Below are 13,732 nucleotides of genomic sequence, written 5' to 3' on the forward strand. Positions count from 1 at the left end.
GCTAGTCCCAGTCCAGCCCGCCGCGCCGCCACTCATAGATGAACGGCACGGTGATCAGGAAGATGAACGTCACCATCGCGACGAAGCCGAAGACCCCAAGGTGGTCGAACCGGACCGCCCACGGGTACAGGAAGATGATCTCGATGTCGAAGATGATGAAGGTCATCGCGGTCAGGTAGTACTTGACCGGGAACCGGCCGCCGCCCACCGGCAGCGGGGTCGGTTCGATGCCGCACTCGTAGGAGTCCAGGCGGGCGCGGTTGAACCGCTTCGGGCCGGCCAGGGACGAGAAGGCGACCGAGCCGACCGCGAACGCCGCGGCGATCGCGATGAGACCGAGGATCGGTGCGTACGAGTTCACGCCGGGCCACTCCTCTGCGCTGAGTTCCGCAAGACGTCCTGCATGGTGCTCCTCACGCCGCCGGGGCGAGTCGGGTCATCGCGTTGATGACGCGGTCGTACACGTCACCGTCGCGGTGGTCGGTCAGGTTGGCCAGCAGCTTCAGCGTGAACTTCATCAGCCAGGGGCGCGGCAGGCCGTGGTTCCGGGCGATTCTCATGATCCGTGGGTCACCGATCAATCTGACGAAGATGCGGCCGAGCGTGAAGTAGCCACCGTGTTCGTGCTTCAGCGCCGCAGGATATCCCCGCAGCACCCGTTCCCGGCCGGCGGCATCCCGGGAGAGCGCGTCCGCGATCACCGTCGCGGCCAGGCCGGCGGCCTCCATCGCGTAGTCGATGCCTTCGCCGTTGAAGGGGTTGACCATGCCGCCGGCGTCGCCGACCAGGAGCAGGCCACGACTGTAGTGGGGCTGGCGGTTGAATCCCATCGGCAACGCCGCGCTGCGGATGTCACCGACCTGGTTCTCCTCGGTGAAGCCCCATTCCGGCGGCGTCTGGGCCGCCCAGCGGCGCAGCATGTCCTTGTAGTCGACCCGGCCGAAGGCCTTGGAGGTGTTCGTGATGCCGAGGCCGACGTTGCTGGTGCCGTTGCCGGTGCCGAAGATCCAGCCGTAGCCGGGCAGCAGGTCGCGCCCGCCGGACGGGTTGTCGGCCCACAGCTCCAGCCAGGACTCCATCCAGTCGTCGTCGTGCCGCGGCGTCTTGTAGTACGTACGGACGGCGACCGCCATCGGCCGGTCCTCGCGCTTGTGGATCCCCATCGCGGTCGACAGCCGCGACGAGGTGCCGTCGGCAGCGACCACCAGCGGCGCGCGGTACGTGACCGCCTCGCCAGCGGCGCGGCCGCGCTCGTCCAGCGGCCTCGCGGTGACGCCGACGATGTCACCGGTGCGCTCGTCCAGCACCGGGCCGGTGACGTTGGTGCGTTCGTGCAGCCGGGCGCCGGCGGCCGCGGCGTGCCGGGCCAGCAGCTCGTCGAAGTCGGTGCGGGTGCGGACCAGGCCGTAGTCGGGGTAGCTGGCCAGTTCCGGCCAGGGCAGGTGCAGCCGCATGCCGCCGCCGATGATGCGCAGGCCCCGGTTGCGGATCCAGCCCGGCGCACTCGTGTCGATGCCCATCCGGACCAGCTGCCGCACGGCGCGCGGCGTCAGGCCGTCGCCGCAGACCTTGTCGCGCGGGAACGAAGCCTTCTCCAGCAGCAGCACGTCCAGCCCGTACCTGGCCAGGTAGTAGGCCGTGGTCGAGCCGGCCGGCCCTGCGCCGACGACGATGACATCCGCCTCGCCGGCGGTGCGGCTCGGAACGCTCGGTGCGCTCGGTCGGCTACGACCAGTGCGCTGGCTCATCGACGGTCCTCGGCATGCGTGTCACTGTTCGGTTCGTGGCGGCACGCTCGTGAATCAGTTCACGAGCGCACACTCGACCTAAGTGTAGGGGTTGCCTGCCGTGTCACTCACCCCGGGTCACCCACTCTGACCTGCGGATTTACGCAGCATCAGCGTTGCGTAATTCACCGCCGTCAGTAGACGCGGATGACCTCCTGGCCGGTGGGGTCCCAGCGGACGTAAGTGACGCCGGTGTCACCCTCCGGGTAGACGCTGATGGTGACCAGTCCGTCCTGGTAGTGGCCGATGCTGATGTGGCCGACGGTGACATCGGGGAGGCCCGTGGCGGCCGGCATCCCGTCGATCGCGGCCATGACCGCCTCGGGCGTGACGTCGCTCCAGGAGAAGAACACCTCGTCGTCCGGCTCGCCGTCGCCCAGGTCCCGATAAGGGTCTCCCGGCAGCAGAAGCAGCCCGCCGCTGTACTCGACGCGGTCGAGGGCACGCTGGGGCGAGCTCGACCGCACCTCCAGCGTGGCGTTGTCGGCGAACAGGGTGATCGCGCTCGGCTCGGTATCGGCGGCCGCCGCCCACAGCTCCTGCAGGCCCGCCAAAGTGAAGAGGCCGAACTGCTCCATGTCGATCGCCGGAAGGTCCACCTCGGCGGCCGGCGGTGCCGGAGGTTCCGGCGGCTCGGCCGGTGGCTCTTCGACGGGCACCGGCTCGCGCGCCGGCGGATCGGCCGGCGTGGGTCCGTCGCGGAAGGTCAGCAGGAGGACACCGAGGAGCACGGCCAGCGCGACCGCGCCGAAGGCCAGCCTGATCCAGCCGCCGCGTCCGCCGGTGGCGGGCGCTGCGGGCGCCGCCGCAGGGGCGGGCATGTCCTCGACCAGCGCGTCCAGGTCGGCGATCGTCTTCGCCTCGTAGATCAGCGCGGTCCGGCTCTCCATGTCGGCGGCGTCGATGCGGCCCTCGGCGAACGCCTGCGAGACGGCACCCGCGTACCGTTCCCGGTCGGCGTCGGACGGCCGCCAGTTGCGGTCCGTGCGGCTCACGGGTCGATCCCGTCGTCGAGCAGGTGCTGGCCGGTGGCGTCCCAGGTCAGCGTCGGCGCGACCCCATAGGCGTCGGCCTCGAGGTGCACGTTGATGGTGACGACGTCGCCGTAGAACACGTCGCGGTTGATGACGATCAGCTCGACCGCGCGGTCCGGCCGCTGGGCGACCTCCGCGGCCCGGGCGGCGCACGCGGCGACGATCCCCGGGTCGACCTCGTCGAGTGCGAAGAACGCGTCGTCCGGGTTCTCCTCGGAGACCTGGCTGCCCGGCTCGCGCTCGCCCAGCGTGCCGTCGTACTCGACGCTGTCGTAGGTGGGCGCGCCCGGCGCCGTCCGCACCTCGAGGTCGGCCCACTCGTCGTGCAGGTAGATGCTCTGGACCTCGGCCACCTGCTGCGCGGCGAGCGCCTCCCACAGGATGGTCAGCTCGGCCGCGGCGAACATGTCCACCGGGACCTCCTCGTCCTCCTCGACCTCCTCGACCGGCGGTGCCTCGACCTCGCCCGCCGGCGGTTCGGCGGCCGGCGCGTCGTCGTCGCCGGAGCTCGCCGCGACGATGCCGAGGCCGACGGCGGCCAGGATCGCAACACCCGCCACGGCGACCGTCACCAGCGACCGGCCTCCCGCCGTCCGGTCCGGACCGGGCAGGTCATCGACGACGGCGTCCAGCTCACCGATCGTCTGCGCGTAGCGGACGGTGAAGGAGCGCCGGGACAGCTCGGCATCGTCGATGCGGCCCTGAGCGCGGGCGGCGTCGAGCACCGCCGTGTAGCGCCTGCGGTCGTCGTCCTCCGGCCGCCGGTTCTGCCCCCTGGCCATGCTCAGCGCTTCACGGCGTGGTGCAGGGCGACGATGCCGCCGCTGAGGTTGCGCCAGCGGACGTCGGCCCAGCCGGCCTCGCGCAGCCAGCCGGCCAGCCCTGGCTGGTCCGGCCAGGCGCGGATCGACTCGGCCAGATAGACGTAGGCGTCCGGGCTGCTGGAGACGCGGCGGGCGACCGGCGGCAGTGCCCGCATCAGGTACTCGACGTAGACGGTGCGGAACGGCGCGAACGCCGGGTGGCTGAACTCGCAGACCACCAGCCGGCCGCCAGGCCGGGTGACGCGCAGCAGCTCGCGCAGGCCCGCGATCGGGTCGTGCACGTTGCGCAGCCCGAACGAGATGGTCACGGCGTCGAACGCGTCGTCGGCGAACGGCAGCCGGGTGGCGTCGCCGGCCACGAACGGCAGGTCGGTGTGCGTGCGCCGGCCGGTCCGGAGCATGCCGAGGGAGAAGTCGCACGGCACGACGAACGCGCCGCGGGCCCGGAACGGCTCGCTGGACGTGCCGGTGCCGGCGGCGAGGTCGAGCACCCGCTCCCCCGGCGCCGCCGCGACGGCCGAGACGACGGCCCGCCGCCAGGCGCGGTCCTGGCCGAGCGAGAGCACGTCGTTGGTGCGGTCGTACTTCTCGGCGACGTCGTCGAACATGGCCGCCACCTCGTGCGGCTGCTTGTCCAGGGAGGCGCGGGTCACGAGTCCACTTTGACGTGTCGGGCCGTGCATGCGCCAATCGGCAGGCCGCCACGCGTCGCGTCGGGCGGTCGCGCCGTACGCTTGATGGTCGTGACGACGCTGCCCGTCTCCGCGCCGATGGTCGTGCGCACCACCGAGGTGCCGGATCCGGGACCGCTGCTGGAGCTGCTGCCCGAGGACCACCCGATGGCGTGGGTGCGCCGCGGCGAGGGCGTCGTCGGGTGGGGCCAGGCGGCCCGGTTCGACACGATCGGCGCCAACCGGTTCGTCGCCGCCGACCGGTGGTGGCGGCGGATGGTCGGCACCGCCGTCGTCCGCGACGAGGTCCGGCTGCCCGGCACCGGCCCGGTCGCGTTCGGCTCGTTCGCCTTCGACGACGTCCCCGGCTCGTCGTCGCTGGTCCTCCCGGACACCGTCATCGGGCACCGGTCCGGCCGCTGGTGGGTGACGACGATCGACGTCACCGGCAACCTGCCCGGCGGCGCCGCGCTGCCCGCGGTCTCGGCGCCGCGTCGGCCCCTCTCCGTCGTGTACAGCGACGGTGCCCGCTCCGGCGCGGAGTGGCAGGGCGTCGTCGCCGAGGCGGTCCGGCGCATCGTCGCCGGCGGGCTGGAGAAGGTGGTGCTGGCCCGCGACCTCGTCGCCGAGAGCCCGGAGCCGATCGACATCCGTTGGCCGCTGCGGCGGCTGTCGGCCGGCTACCCGCACTGCTGGACGTTCAGCGTCGACGGCATGATCGGCGCGACTCCGGAGCTGCTGGTCCGCCGCGAGCGGGGCCTGCTCACGTCGCGCGTCCTCGCCGGCACCATCCAGCGCACCGGCGACGACGAGCACGACCTCGCGCTGGCGGCGTCGCTGGCCCGGTCCAGCAAGGACCTGGAGGAGCACGAGTACGCCGTACGCTCCGTCGCCGACGCGCTGGCGCCGTTTTGCTCCAGCATGAACGTGCCGGAGACGCCGTTCGTGCTGCACCTGCCCAACGTCATGCACCTGGCCACCGACCTCGCCGGCGTCACCGCCTCCGACGCGTCGTCGCTCGCGCTGGCCGCCGCCCTGCACCCGTCGGCCGCGGTCGGCGGTACGCCCACCGCCGTCGCGCTGGAGCTGATCCGCGAGATCGAGGGCCTGGACCGGGCCCGCTACGCCGGTCCGGTCGGCTGGATGGACGCCCGCGGCGACGGCGAGTGGGGCATCGCGCTGCGCTCGGCCGAGGTGTCCGGTTCCCGGCTGCGGCTGTTCGCCGGCTGCGGCATCGTCGCCGGCTCCGACCCGGCGGCGGAGCTCGCCGAGAGCGTCGCCAAGCTGGTCCCGATGCGCGACGCGCTGTCCTCGTAGCTGTCACAGCGCCGCGGTTCGGCGCACCTTCCTGGTGTGGCGGCGGAAGGCATCCGGTACGCGGCGCACGGCCTGGTGGCCGCCTGGGCCGACCACGCCCGCACGTCGGCCGAGCTGCTCGATCTCGTCGGCGCCCGTGGCCTGACGGTGGCGCGGACGGTCGAGCCGGTCCGGCCCGACGGCGCGGCCCTGGCGACCGCCGTCGTCGGTTCGCTGGCGACCGGTGCGGCCGACGCCTCGTGGGAGCTGGCCGCCGTCGCGGCGACGCTGAGCGGCGAGGCGCGCGCCCTGCTCGCACTGCTGTTCGCCGACCCGTCGCTGCCCACGGTCGCGACGGTGCTGCCGCCGCCCGGCCACGGCCTGGCCGGGATCGCGTCGACATTCCCGCCCGGCGTGGCGCACGACTATGTCGACGCCGTGCTCACCGACCAGCCGGCCTCCTTGGGGCTGCCGGTCCGGGATGCCGCTGCGGCGCCGGTGACGAGCGACGGACCGCTGGTCGCGGCCGTGATCGCGGTGGCCTCGCAGTTCGACCCGGCCCTGCGGCGGGACGTCGCCGAGATGTTCCTGCATGCGTCCAGCCACGCGATCCAGGTGCACGGGCCGTACGTGGCGGACGAGGCGTTGCAGGCGCGGATCACCTGGCGCAAGGACCCGGCCGGCCGGACGACGCCGGAGCACGTGTGGACGGTCGGCCCGGATGACACGGTGACGACGGAGCACCGAGTGGGCGCGGTCGCCGGCCGGTTCGACAGCTTCGAGGCGCTCGCGAAGCCGCTGAAGGCCCTGATCGAGGGAAACGGCGGCACCATCGCCGGGCTGCATGCCTACCTGAAGCTGGTGGGACCCCAGGGCCAGGCCAGGATCTTCGTGCCGGCGGACGTGGCCGGCCTCGGACCCGACGAGACCACCGGTTTCCGCGGCTCCGGCGCCCGATCGCACGATCTGGCCCAGCACTGGACGAAGGCACGCGACTACGCCATGGAGGTGGGCGCGGCGCCGATGCCGATCGTGGCGACGGACCAGATCGCCACCGGATCCGATCCCGGAGCTGTCATCATCTTCCGCAAGATCGGCACCGACTGGATCGTCATCACCTGCTACCCGACCGCGGCGCCGCCCAAGAACTTCACCCGCTTCGGAGGATCGACACCGTGACCGAACGAACCGAGAATCTGCGGCTCTGGATCGGCAACTGGTTCGACGACAGCGGGGATCCGGACGGCTATGTCGAGGGGTGCAACCGGGCGCCGGAGTGGCTGGACGACCCGGACCAGCGCGAGAGCCTCCTCGCCTTCCGCGACGAACTTGCCGCACACATCCGCGACTCGTCGCTGCAGTCGCTGGCGGGCTCGGAGCCTCAGTGGAACAACGACGAGTGGCATCGGAACCTGTACTACGACCTGTTCGGGCCGGAGGCGCCGCCGGGGGACCCGTACCCCGTCCCGCCGGAGGACTGGGGCCACCGGCGCCAAACGCCGTACCTGTTCTGGCTGCCCAAGCGCGCCGACCGACTCAGCGAGGCGAACCGCGCCTGGCTGGCCAAGCGCGGCCTCACCCACGAGGACCGCGGCGACCACCATCGGCGCCCCGAGCCGCCCGACTACCAGCAGCGGCTGGAACGGCTGACCCGCGAGGGCGCCCGTCAGGCCTGGATGAGTGAGTCCGATTGATCGTGCGTGCTGTCGGCGACGGGGGCGCGGCCGAGCTGATCCCGCGGATCCGGCGAATGCCACCCCGGTCCGGGCCCGCATCCGCCTGTTTGACGGGCATCCGCCGACGCTCGTCCTCGTCCCAGTGAGGAGCACCTCACCCGCCCAAGGACCGTTCCCGGAACCGAGCCGAACCCGGATATGGCTGGGTGGCGGGTGAGGTGCACTCGCGATGGGTGCAGAACCCCTTCGGGCGGGCGCGCCACACGGCCCGACCCATGATCATGGGGTGCACACCACTGCGCGGCAGCGAACTGCGGGTCGCCCGAAGGTCGATCAGACTCGTTCATCTAGTCCAGCGCCGCGGACACCGCGGCGCGGATGCGGGCATGCAGGTCGCGCAGCGCCGCGCGGGCGACCGGCACCTCGATCACGCCGCGCCCCGTCACCGGCTCGGCCAGCGCTGACCGCAGCGCCGCCGGATCCGTCACCCGCCGGTGCGCCACGCCATACCCCGCGCACAGCGCCGCCAGGTCGGCCCCGTGCGGGGTGCCGAAGACCCGTTCGAACCGCTCCGCGTGCGCCGGGTCGCCGTGTTCGAGCAGCGCGAAGATGCCGCCACCGTCGTCGTTGACGACGACGATCTGCAGGTCCGGGCGCTCCTCCAGCGGGCCGATCAGCAGGCCGCCGGCGTCGTGCAGGAAGGTGAGGTCGCCGACGAGGGCACGCACCGGGCCACCGCTGGCGAGCGCGACGCCGGTCGCGGTCGAGAGCGTGCCGTCGATGCCGGCGAGGCCGCGGTTGGCCAGCACCGGTCCGGCCTCGTCCGTGACGGCGGGCGCGGCGGCGAGGTCGAGGTCGCGCACGGGGTTCGACGAGCCGACGACGAGCGCCTCGCCGGACCGGCGCGCGGCCCAGACCAGCGCCGCGACCGCGGGCCCGGTGAGCGGCCCGGCGGCCAGGACCCCGTCGACGGCGTCTTGGGCGGCCTTGGCGGCGCGCTGCCAGGACGCCGGCCAGTCCGGGTCGCCGGGGGGCGGCGCCGTCACCGCCGAGACCACCCGGGCGGCCCGGCGGCCGGGGTCGATCCAGTCCGGCCGCCGGTCGACCACGACCACCTCGACGGACTCGCGCGCGAGCAGCGCGCTGACCGGGCGCGACAGCGTCGCGTGTCCGAAGACCACGGCCCGCTCGATCCGACCGCCGAGCTCGGGTCGCTCCAGCAGCAGCCGGTACGGCCCGACGGCGGCCGGGCCCGAGCGGGCGCCCGACGACGGCTCGGCCAGCAGCGGGTAGCCGGCCGCCTCGGCGAACGTCCGCGCGTCGGGCCCGGCCCCGTCGCCCGCGATGACGACCGTCAGCGGTCCACCGTCCAGCGTGGCCGGCTCGACGGCACGAGCAGCGACGATCTCGGGTGCGCCATCGGACGCCTCCGGCCAGAACGCGTCGTCGTCCGGGACCAGGGGCTCGCGGAAGGCGAGGTCGAGGTGGACCGGTCCGGGGTCGCCCGAACGGGTGCCGGCCGCGGCCGCCAGCGCGCGGGCCAGCAGCGCCCGCAGGTCGGCGTCCTCGCCCGGCCGCCCGAACGGCGCGGGCACGTCGGCGAAGAACCGGACCGCGGCGCCGAACAGCCGCACCTGGTCGGTGGTCTGGTTCGCGCCGGTGCCGCGGACCTCGTGCGGCCGGTCGGCCGTGAGCAGCAGCAACGGCACTCCCGCGTGCGACGCCTCCAGCACGGCCGGGTGCAGGTTCGCCGCCGCCGTGCCGGACGTCGTCACGACGGCGACCGGGCCGGCCACCCGGGCCAGCCCGAGCGCGGTGAACGCGGCCACCCGCTCGTCGACGCGGACGTGCAGCCGCAGGTCGCCGCGGGCCGACGCCGTCGCCAGCGCGTGCGCCAGCGGCGCGGACCGCGATCCGGGCGCCAGCACGACGTGCCGGACGCCGTGCCGGACCAGCTCGGTGACCAGCACGCGTGCCGCGGCCGTCGAGGGGTTCACGACGTCGATTCTGCCCTGCGGCCGCGCCACGCCCGCTGTTTGGCCCGGTTGCCGCAGACCTGCATCGAGCACCACCGGCCCGACCGCGCCCGCGACTCGTCGTAGAACGCCCACCGGCACGTGTCGTCGACGCACACCTTGAGCCGCGCCCAGGTGCCGTCCGCCATCGCGTCGCCGACCAGCGCGAGCAGTCCGCCGAGCGCGCCGTCGACACCACCGGCCGACGGCCGGGGGCGCCAGCCGTCGCTCGGCGTCAGGGTCGCGGTCAGCCGGGCGCGCGCCGCGGCGTCGTTGAGGACGGCGAGCGCGGCGGCCGGGATCGGGGCGCGGTCGTGGTTGGCCGCCAGCGCCTCCCGCAGCGCCTCGCGGACGGCGACGGCGCGCGCGAGGTCGTCGGCGCCGGCTCTCGCGCCGGACGCCAGGCCGGCCGCCGTCAGCCAGGCGCTCAGCTCGGACGGTGTCGTCAGCGCGTCGGAGCCCGACTCGATGTCGAGGGTGTTGACGAAGCGCCGGACCGTCTCGAGCCGGCCGGGCGCCGGCGTGCTCGCTCCGGACATCTTCCGAGCATAACCCTCTTGTGGAATTCATTGGTTACTCCATAACCTGTGAATCCATGACAGCGGTTATGGCCAACCGGAACTTCCGCCGGCTCTGGACCGGGTCGGCCGTGTCGATGTTCGGCTCGGAGGTCGCCGAGCTGGCCGTGCCGCTGCTGGCGATCGGCGTCCTGGCCGCGACACCGGGCGAGCTCGGCACGTTGCGCACGGCGCAGTTCCTGCCGTTCCTGCTGGCCACGCTGCCGCTGGGGCTGCTGGTGGACCGGCGGCGCCGGCTACCGCTGATGGTCGGCGCCGATCTCGGGCGGTTCGCGTTGATCCTGGTGATCCCGCTGGCGGTGTGGGCCGGGGTCGCCGGGATCGAGCTGCTGTACGCCGTGATGTTCCTGGCCGGCGTGCTGACGGTGCTGTACCAGGTCGCGGACTTCGCGCTGGTGCCGGAGCTCGTCGCACCGGATCAGCTGGTCGACGCGAACGGGAAGCTGGCAGCGGCGCAGTCGGCGAACGAGATCGGCGCCCGCGGCTTCGGCGGGCTGCTCGTGCAGGCCGCGTCCGCGCCGGTCGCGATGCTGGTCAACGCGCTCACGTATCTGGTGTCGGCGCTGGCGCTGCACGGCATCGACGTCGTCGAGGCGGCCCGGCCGGCGTCCTCGCGGCCGTCGTGGGCGGAGCTGACCGCCGGGCTGCGTGAGGCGCTGCGCAATCGGTTCGTCCGGGCGCTGCTCGGCGAGGCGACGACGTTCAACTTCTTCAACGAGGCCTTCGTCCTGGGGCTGATGCTGTTCGCCGTCCGCGACGTCGGGCTCGGCCCCGTGCAGATCGGCCTGGTGTTCACCGCCGGCGGGGTGGGCTCGTTCCTCGGCGCGTGGTTCGGGTCGCGGGCGACCGGCCGGTTCGGCTACGGGCGGGTGCTGCTGATCACGCTGATCCTCGGCAACACGGCGCCGGTGCTGGTCGCGCTGGCCGGGCCTGACCCCGTCGCGACGATGGCGCTGCTGTGCTCGGTGTTCGTGGTGATGGGTGTGGGCATCGGGATCGCGAACGTGCACGCGGTGACGCTGCGGCAGGCGGCGCTGCCGGAGCGGCTGCGCGGCCGGGTGAACGCGGCGTACCGGCTGATCTCGTGGGGTGCGATCCCGCTGGGTGCGTCGCTCGGCGGGCTGCTGGCCGCGACGACGTCCGCCCGGACGGCGATGGTGGCCGGCGCCTGCGGCATGGTGCTGGCGACACTGTGGGTGGCGTTCTCGCCGGTCCGCCGGCTGACGTCGATCGACGAGGCGGCCCGGTTGTCACACGTCAGGTCTGCGGCGCCTCGTCCTCGACCCGGCGGATCCACGTGAAGCCGGTGTTGCTGCCCTGACAGGTCTGTAGGACGATGTCGCACTCGTCGCCGCAGGTCCAGTTCGACGCGGAGCCGAGCGCGGAGCCGCGGCCCTGCGCGATGACTCGGTTCACGACCTCGTAGAGGCCGGCGAACTCGCCCTCCAGCTGGACGAACGTGCCCTCCGGGATGGAGTTCCACCAGGAGTTGCCCAGGTAGTCGTGCGCGACGACGAACGTGCCGGACTCGACCGGCGTGTAGTGACAGCCGACGCCGTTGCCGAGGTTGTCGATGTCGACGTCGTCGTCGCAGAGCTCCACCGGGATGGTGCGGACGTCGTCGCCGAGCGCGAGGGCCTCCTCGCTCGTGACGGCGGCGAACCGGCTGCCGCCGGCGTAGCTGAACCGGAACCGGGTGGTGTGCTCGGCGGTGGCGTCGACGACCGCGGTGCCCTCCGCCGTCGTCGTCACGGCCGACAGGGGCGCCCACTCCTCGCCGTCGGCCTGCTGCTCCAGTCCGATGTCGCCGACGATCGGGACACCGCCGTCGGTGGTCCACGCGGCGGTCACGCCGACAGCGCCGTCGTCGGTCACCTCGGCCGTCGCGGTGAGGCGGGACGCCAGCTGGGCGCCCGCCGTCACGACCACCTCGTGCGAAGCGATCGCCTCCACCTCCGGCCCGCCGCCGTACGCGAGCCGGTAGATGCCCGACGACCGCACCTGCACGTCGACCTGGCCCTGGCCGTTCTCGACCGGGATGGTGGTGACGGTCGTCCAGGCGTTGCCCTCGATGCGCTGCAGGTCGACCTTGCCGCTGACGGGGTCACCGGCGGGCGTGATCCAGCTGGCCCCGAACGTGACGGAGGCGTCCGGCCGGGCCTCGCTGGGGGCGGTCAGTACCAGCGGCAGCTCCTCGGCCGCGGCCGGCGGCTCGGCCGAGATCGGGCCGGCCACCTGCTCCGGCGCCGGCGACGCGGCCACCTGGACGATGTTCGGCTCCGAGCCGCCGCCACTCGCCGTCGGGTCGTCGTCGTTCGTCGCTCCGAGGATGGCGAACACCGCCGCCCCGAGGAGGGCCAGGACGCCGGTGACGGCAAGCACGCGGTACTTCATGCCTCTATTTTCCATGATCACAGGCGCGTGCCGTCCCCTACCCGGTGCTCCCACACCCCTGAGACGGACGAGTCGCCCGGATCGTTCCCTCTTTTCTCAGGGGACGACGAACGATTCGGTCATGCGGTCGACGTCGTCCGTGAGGCGCTGCCGTTCGTCCGGCTTGCCCGCCGCGTAGACGACCAACGTCCGCTCCTCGAGGTGGATGACCCGCATCAGATACGTCCACTCGCCGGCGATCACGACCCCGTCGATCGCGTGATGACCACGGACGTCGAGCAGGGCCGAGCTCTCGACCGTGCCCTCGACGCTCACGGCCACGTTGGCCAGCGCCGCGTCGAGGTCGTCACCATCCGGCCGTCCATCGACGACGACGAAGCCCAACCCGTCGTCGTGGTGGTAACCCCGCACGGGGGTAGACCCGTCGGGAGACCGGTCCTCGGGCGGGACGCGGTCCGGCAGCTCGACAGTGATGCCGCTGGGCTCGTCGAGCACCGCCACCGGACCGCCCGCGGGCCGGAGGAACGCGGTGTCGGTAAGCCGCGTGAACTCCGACTCCAGCCGCTCCCGGTCCTCCTCCGGACCGCCCGCGAAGCCGGACCAGACGTCGCCGTCGCTGTTCAGCACCAGGATCCGGAACAGCATCAGCTGGTCGTCGCCGTAGACGACCTCGCCGTCGATGCCGCGCTCCTGGCCGACGTCGACCTCCTCGGTCGCCACGACTGCGCCACCGACACTGGCGGCGAGGAAGTCGGCCATCTTCTCCAGGTCGTCCAGAGTGGCGTAGTCGTCGATCATCTCGAATCCGATGACGCCGTCGTCGTGCTCGAACACGAAGCCCCGCGTGATGACGGTCGTGCCGTCGGGTCCGGGGATGGTGTTCGCGATCGGCCTGGCTCCTTCGGGGAGGGCCAGGTTCGACCCGCTGGCCTCGTCCCGAATCGGCGCCCAGAGGAAACCCGTGGCCTCGGGACTGGCCGTCACCGCCGGCCGGAGGCCCTGGGGCGGATCGCTCCCGTCGAGCAGGTCGGAGCTGGGCGTGGGCGTCGGAGTGCTCGCGGCCGCCGCCGGGTCCCCGTCACCGCCGGAGCAGGCTGTCGCCGTCAGCGCGACCAGCAGGGCCGCCGGAACCCACCGCATTCGTCCCCCCGAACACTCAGTTGCGGCACCCTATCGAAGCGTCCGGACACATGCACCGGCTAGCGTGACCGTCAGTGTCAGGGTGATGTCGCCGCTGTTTTCGCGGCTGGTTGGATCCTGATCGCCTTGGTGTCTGGCTCGTAGCGTGGCTGCCGACCGTTGGTCTGGTCTTCATGCGTTTTGCCGGCACCGGGGTGTGAAGGACCGGCCGGCGTGACTTGATAGGAGCGTGGCGTCGCCCCGACTGAGATGTGTCCGCCGGCCGGTCCAACCGTCCCGTCACTGATCAGGTGAGAGGAGGCAACCACCATGGTTGT

The 13,732-nt window shown here is 72.9% G+C and carries 14 protein-coding genes; 4 read left to right on the plus strand and 10 right to left on the minus strand.

All coding sequences use genetic code 11. From position 1 onward, the window contains the following. Position 1: 1 nt before the first annotated feature. From C1I92_RS06890 to C1I92_RS06915, 5 genes are all read right to left on the minus strand, one after another. Positions 2-361: an NADH-quinone oxidoreductase subunit A gene (locus C1I92_RS06890; protein WP_111253911.1), complete on the minus strand. Its 360-nt coding sequence runs from the start codon at positions 359-361 to the stop codon at positions 2-4. A 52-nt stretch (positions 362-413) separates the two neighbouring features. Continuing rightward, the gene (locus tag C1I92_RS06895) at positions 414-1,748 is read right to left on the minus strand and encodes a geranylgeranyl reductase family protein (protein ID WP_111253912.1); all 1,335 of its coding nucleotides are present in this window, start codon (positions 1,746-1,748) and stop codon (positions 414-416) included. A gap of 173 nt (positions 1,749-1,921) precedes the next feature. After that, positions 1,922-2,782, minus strand: coding sequence for a DUF1707 SHOCT-like domain-containing protein (locus C1I92_RS33685; RefSeq protein WP_158564028.1), 861 nt, complete (start codon positions 2,780-2,782; stop codon positions 1,922-1,924). Beyond that, on the minus strand, positions 2,779-3,603 hold the full coding sequence (locus C1I92_RS06910; RefSeq protein WP_111253914.1) for a DUF1707 SHOCT-like domain-containing protein: 825 nt from the start codon (positions 3,601-3,603) through the stop codon (positions 2,779-2,781). Before C1I92_RS06910 ends, C1I92_RS33685 begins: the two co-directional genes overlap by 4 nt. Before the next feature lie 2 nt (positions 3,604-3,605). Beyond that, positions 3,606-4,298, minus strand: coding sequence for a demethylmenaquinone methyltransferase (locus tag C1I92_RS06915; protein ID WP_111253915.1), 693 nt, complete (start codon positions 4,296-4,298; stop codon positions 3,606-3,608). Positions 4,299-4,382: 84 nt separating this feature from the next. Between C1I92_RS06915 and C1I92_RS06920 the strand changes: the two genes are divergently transcribed. The 3 genes from C1I92_RS06920 to C1I92_RS06930 are packed head-to-tail and all read left to right on the plus strand — an operon-like array spanning position 4,383 to position 7,306. After that, entirely contained in the window at positions 4,383-5,633 is a 1,251-nt protein-coding gene (locus C1I92_RS06920; protein ID WP_111253916.1) for an isochorismate synthase, read from the plus strand. A gap of 36 nt (positions 5,634-5,669) precedes the next feature. Continuing rightward, the gene (locus C1I92_RS06925; protein WP_111253917.1) at positions 5,670-6,791 is read left to right on the plus strand and encodes a hypothetical protein; all 1,122 of its coding nucleotides are present in this window, start codon (positions 5,670-5,672) and stop codon (positions 6,789-6,791) included. After that, the gene (locus tag C1I92_RS06930; protein WP_111253918.1) at positions 6,788-7,306 is read left to right on the plus strand and encodes a hypothetical protein; all 519 of its coding nucleotides are present in this window, start codon (positions 6,788-6,790) and stop codon (positions 7,304-7,306) included. Before C1I92_RS06925 ends, C1I92_RS06930 begins: the two co-directional genes overlap by 4 nt. Before the next feature lie 329 nt (positions 7,307-7,635). Here C1I92_RS06930 and menD read toward each other — a convergent pair whose 3' ends face one another. Further along, entirely contained in the window at positions 7,636-9,285 is a 1,650-nt protein-coding gene (gene menD, locus C1I92_RS06935) for a 2-succinyl-5-enolpyruvyl-6-hydroxy-3-cyclohexene-1-carboxylic-acid synthase (RefSeq protein WP_111253936.1), read from the minus strand. Continuing rightward, positions 9,282-9,842, minus strand: coding sequence for a CGNR zinc finger domain-containing protein (locus C1I92_RS06940; protein WP_111253919.1), 561 nt, complete (start codon positions 9,840-9,842; stop codon positions 9,282-9,284). Before C1I92_RS06940 ends, menD begins: the two co-directional genes overlap by 4 nt. Positions 9,843-9,898: 56 nt before the next feature. Between C1I92_RS06940 and C1I92_RS06945 the strand changes: the two genes are divergently transcribed. Further along, entirely contained in the window at positions 9,899-11,182 is a 1,284-nt protein-coding gene (locus C1I92_RS06945) for an MFS transporter (RefSeq protein ID WP_111253920.1), read from the plus strand. Here the strand turns inward: C1I92_RS06945 and C1I92_RS06950 are convergent. The 3 genes from C1I92_RS06950 to C1I92_RS34820 all read right to left on the minus strand — a co-directional run. Next, entirely contained in the window at positions 11,139-12,275 is a 1,137-nt protein-coding gene (locus C1I92_RS06950; RefSeq protein WP_111253921.1) for a hypothetical protein, read from the minus strand. The two genes, C1I92_RS06945 and C1I92_RS06950, sit on opposite strands and share 44 nt — an antisense overlap. Positions 12,276-12,371: 96 nt before the next feature. Further along, on the minus strand, positions 12,372-13,415 hold the full coding sequence (locus C1I92_RS06955) for a hypothetical protein (RefSeq protein ID WP_111253922.1): 1,044 nt from the start codon (positions 13,413-13,415) through the stop codon (positions 12,372-12,374). A 77-nt stretch (positions 13,416-13,492) separates the two neighbouring features. Further along, a partial coding sequence (locus tag C1I92_RS34820; protein ID WP_233506878.1) for a hypothetical protein occupies positions 13,493-13,732 on the minus strand: 240 nt, incomplete at its 5' end.

The organism is Jiangella anatolica (assembly GCF_003236295.1).
Taxonomy (GTDB): Bacteria; Actinomycetota; Actinomycetes; order Jiangellales; family Jiangellaceae; genus Jiangella; species Jiangella anatolica.

Excerpts from the sequence above, each read along its gene's own strand:
- C1I92_RS06895 (WP_111253912.1), bottom strand. The coding sequence starts at position 1,748 with ATGAGCCAGCGCACTGGTCGTAGCCGACCGAGCGCACCGAGCGTTCCG.
- C1I92_RS06910 (WP_111253914.1), bottom strand. The coding sequence starts at position 3,603 with ATGGCCAGGGGGCAGAACCGGCGGCCGGAGGACGACGACCGCAGGCGC.
- C1I92_RS06920 (WP_111253916.1), top strand. The coding sequence starts at position 4,383 with ATGGTCGTGACGACGCTGCCCGTCTCCGCGCCGATGGTCGTGCGCACC.
- C1I92_RS06940 (WP_111253919.1), bottom strand. The coding sequence starts at position 9,842 with ATGTCCGGAGCGAGCACGCCGGCGCCCGGCCGGCTCGAGACGGTCCGG.
- C1I92_RS06945 (WP_111253920.1), top strand. The coding sequence starts at position 9,899 with ATGACAGCGGTTATGGCCAACCGGAACTTCCGCCGGCTCTGGACCGGG.
- C1I92_RS06950 (WP_111253921.1), bottom strand. The coding sequence starts at position 12,275 with ATGAAGTACCGCGTGCTTGCCGTCACCGGCGTCCTGGCCCTCCTCGGG.
- C1I92_RS06955 (WP_111253922.1), bottom strand. The coding sequence starts at position 13,415 with ATGCGGTGGGTTCCGGCGGCCCTGCTGGTCGCGCTGACGGCGACAGCC.